At 67.6% G+C, this 3,493-nt stretch carries 5 protein-coding genes; all 5 read right to left on the reverse strand.

Annotated elements, in window-relative coordinates:
* On the reverse strand, positions 1-546 hold a 546-nt coding region (locus ACFWPJ_RS28010), incomplete at its 3' end, for a hypothetical protein (protein WP_378855770.1).
* Between the two features lie 206 nt (positions 547-752).
* Complete coding sequence (locus ACFWPJ_RS28015; RefSeq protein WP_378855772.1) at positions 753-1,775, reverse strand: hypothetical protein; 1,023 nt, start codon at positions 1,773-1,775, stop codon at positions 753-755.
* 47 nt (positions 1,776-1,822) lie between these two features.
* Entirely contained in the window at positions 1,823-2,329 is a 507-nt protein-coding gene (locus tag ACFWPJ_RS28020) for a PspA/IM30 family protein (protein ID WP_378855773.1), read from the reverse strand.
* 9 nt (positions 2,330-2,338) lie between these two features.
* Positions 2,339-3,106, reverse strand: coding sequence for an alpha/beta hydrolase (locus tag ACFWPJ_RS28025; protein ID WP_378855775.1), 768 nt, complete (start codon positions 3,104-3,106; stop codon positions 2,339-2,341).
* Complete coding sequence (locus tag ACFWPJ_RS28030) at positions 3,106-3,321, reverse strand: hypothetical protein (protein ID WP_378855777.1); 216 nt, start codon at positions 3,319-3,321, stop codon at positions 3,106-3,108. The genes ACFWPJ_RS28025 and ACFWPJ_RS28030 overlap by 1 nt, the downstream gene beginning before the upstream one ends.
* Between the last annotated feature and the right edge of the window lie 172 nt (positions 3,322-3,493).

Genomic DNA, 3,493 nt, shown 5'->3' on the forward strand with positions numbered 1-3,493 from the left:
CGCCACGCGGTGCGCCGCCGAGAGTTCGCTGTCGGGGATTTTTCTGTTGGAATGTTCGGCTCGGGCCAAGTGTTCGGCGATCACCGTGTCGATGGTTTGTCCGACCATCGACAGTAGCCCGCCGCCGTGAGCAGTCGTGGTCACCAGGACATAGCCGTCGGTATCGCCGCGTTCGGTTCCGATCGTCACCAGGAAGGCGAAACCCCGCCCGTAGCGGGCATTCTCAAGCCCCTGGTGGACGTACGGGATGAGAGTGTCTGGATCCTGCGCCAGATCGCGCGCGATGCGCAGCGCTTCGTCATAGGTCGGGGGAGAGCTCGGACCTGGCCGTTTCATGACCGCCAGCCTATCGAGCCGGACATTCCGGGGCCGAATGCGAATTCGGTACGACAGGATGTCCTGACCTGCGGGGCACCTCGGGGTCGTGCCGGACGCGCGATAGGCGGCAGAAGAGTGCGTTCGAACGCGCTGGCGGCACGCGTCCGCGACCGTTGAACTCATGTCCTGCGCACCCGCGGACGCCGCCTCGTGGCGGAAGTAGGTCATGCCTCCCGGTTTCTCCTTGCGTGACCGGCCCGTTCGAAGCTCGACACATAGCCAGGAAATAGAGTCGTGACGCCGCCCATATTTCCGGCAGCGCAATTCGGACGGCAATGGCGCAAACGCGGGCGGGTCAACCGATCAGAAATGAACGATAGCGACCCGACCCGCAAATCTCCGGCATATTCCGGAAATTAGAGACCCGACGGTGACTACTCGCCGCCGAGAATGCCGAGCACCTGCTCGGAGAAGAAGAACGGCTCGAGGCGTTCCCGGATCAGTCCGGCCAGTACACCGTTGCGCTTGGCCGACTCGATGACGGCGGGGCCGTAGCGCAGGATCTCGGTGCTGATGTCGTCGGCGGTCAGGCCGAGCTCGGGCAGCATCGCCGCGAGTGTGTGCTTGCTGTACTTGGTGTAGAACACCTCGACGCATTCGCGCACCAGCATCCCGAAGTATTCCTTCTCCCTGGTCGTCACCGCGATCTCGTAGCAGATCTGGACCAGTTCGTTGAGATCCTTCTGGGTGAGGTACTCGCGCAGGCCTGCCACGGGCTCGTCGGCGTGCAGGTCCCAGAACTCCATCGCCGCCGAGTGCACGGGGGCGTCGCGCAGCATGTCGCGGATGGCGTTGTTGGTGCGCTTGAGCGCGAACAGCGCGCCCTTGCCCGCGAGATCGCCGACGAAGGTACTGTCGGCGACCTTCTTGGCGCGGTTGGCGGCCGACTGGCCCAGCGACATCAGCGAGGAGACGCCGGGGATCTTCTCGGCGCGTTCCCGGTTGGCCTGCATGAAGTCGCCGATCAGCTTGTCGACGAAGCGGGCGGCGACGGTGGCGACGAGCGGGCTCTCGGTGAGCCGGTCCAGGATGCGCTCCTGGGCCTGGTGCATGCCGAAGATCTTCTCCAGCAACGCTTCCACCGGCTCGCGGTCGACCACATCGCCGAGGGTGTACTCGGTGTTGGACGCGATGTGGTCGTAGATGGCGTCGGAGAAGATGCCGACGGTGTCGGCGATGACAGGGCTGCCGCCGATGCGGTCGAACACCGTGGCCACGGTGTCCACGCCCTGCTCGAGCGAGACGACGTCACCGAAGTCGATGGTGTCGCCGACGGCCAGCACGGCGGCCACGTCCCGCGCGATCACTTCGGCGAACCGGTCGCCGGTCACCTCGGCGAGCAGGAAGTCCACCTGCGCGTCGAGCAGTCGTTCGGCGATCTGGCGCGCCTGTGTCATCTGGGTCCACCCATCACGGTCGTTTGCTCGGACGGGAGGCCTTGCGGCTACTTGTCGTCGGCGCCGGAATCGTTGCCCTGCATCGATTTCCGGATCTGAGCCAGACGCTCGCGCGCGGCTTTCTCCCGCGCCTCCCACTGTTCGTCGACGCTGCGACCCGCCGGGGTCTGCTGGTCGAGCTCACCCATTCCCTGCGCGGTGCCGAAGCGCTGCTCGACCTTATCGCGAACCGCGTCGAATGTCGGCACTCCGGAAGTGGAATAGCTGCCGGTCACAGTGGGTGCGACGGCGCCGGGCAGGCCATGCGGTACCGGCGGTACCGGCATGGCGCCTCCTACCTGGTCCGATGCGACGGACACCACATCGGCGTCCACGATGTTCGTGTCCAGTGTCACAGGTGATCCGGTTTCCGCATGACCGGCCTCGACCTGGGCGAGTGCGGCGTCGACCGCGCCGAGCCCGGGCCGCCCGGCGACCGCGGCCCGCAGCACCGACACCAGTTCGGCGTCGGGCAGCGCGGCCAGGCGGCCGAGGATCTCGCTCGTTTCGCTCATACCGCCAGGCTACGCAGGCAGGAAGGTCTCCGACCACTCCGCGATGCGCTGCGGCCAGCGCGAGCCGAGCGTGTCGATGACGTCGTTATGGCCCGCGCCGGGCACCACGACCAGCTCTTTCGGTTCCCGCGCCGCCGCGAAGAGGCGTTCGGCATGGCGCAGCGGAAGCAGTTCGTCGCGGTCGCCGTGGAACATCAGCACCGGGACACGCAGGGCGGCGATCCGGCGCAGGCTCGGGTAGGCGTTCGGGATCAGCGGTGCCGGCAGGAACGGGTAGACCGAGCGGGCGGCGGCGCGCATGCTGATGAATGTCGACATCAGGATCATGCCCGCGGGCGGGTGCTCGGTGGCCAGCTCGAGCAGGACACCGCCGCCGAGCGACTTGCCGAGGTACAGCACACGGTCCGGGTCGACGCCGGGCTGGTCGAGCAGGGCGGCGCGGACCGCCCTGGCATCGAGGTAGGTGCCCTGCTCCCCCGGCGATCCCGTGCTGTGGCCGAAACCGCGGTAGTCGAAGGCGAGGACGTCGAAACCGGCCCGGACCAGCAGCGCGATGATCGGCACGCGGTCGCCGATGGTGCCTGCGTTGCCGTGCGCGTAGAGGATGTGCCCGCGTGGGCGGTCGGCGCGCACGAACCAGCCGTGCAGGTCGACGCCGTCGGCGGTGCGCGGGTGCACATCGCGGTAGTCGAGGCCATAGGCGGCGGGCGTCTGGGCGACGTGCTTGTCCGGGTGGTAGACCAGCGCGTTCAGCGCCCTGGTCGCGGGGTGTCGCATCACTTTCCCCGGCCCGCCTGGAAGCCGAAGTCCCAGTTGTACAACCGGGCGATCTCCATGACACCGCCGCCCGGCTGACCGGCGGGCGGCCGGACGAAGGTGCCCTCGCGCCGCACCACCAGCTCGCCGTTGACGTTCTCCAGCACGGCGAGCACGGCGTCGCGGGAGTTGTCGGTGCAGCCGTCGAGGGTCATCTCGATCGGCGGCGAGTTCACCGGGTTCAGGGTGACGGTCGCGTGCACGCCGCGGAAGTCACTGGCGCCGTCGTAGATCGAGGCGAAGACCAGGATGCGGCGGAAGAACTGGGTGTAATCCAGGTTGATCGAGAGGTTCTCGCCGGTGATGCTGGCGCGGGGGGGGTGCTGCGGGGTCAGGTGGGTTTAAAGC

It is taken from the genome of Nocardia sp. NPDC058497, from assembly GCF_042720195.1.
GTDB lineage: Bacteria > Actinomycetota > Actinomycetes > Mycobacteriales > Mycobacteriaceae > Nocardia.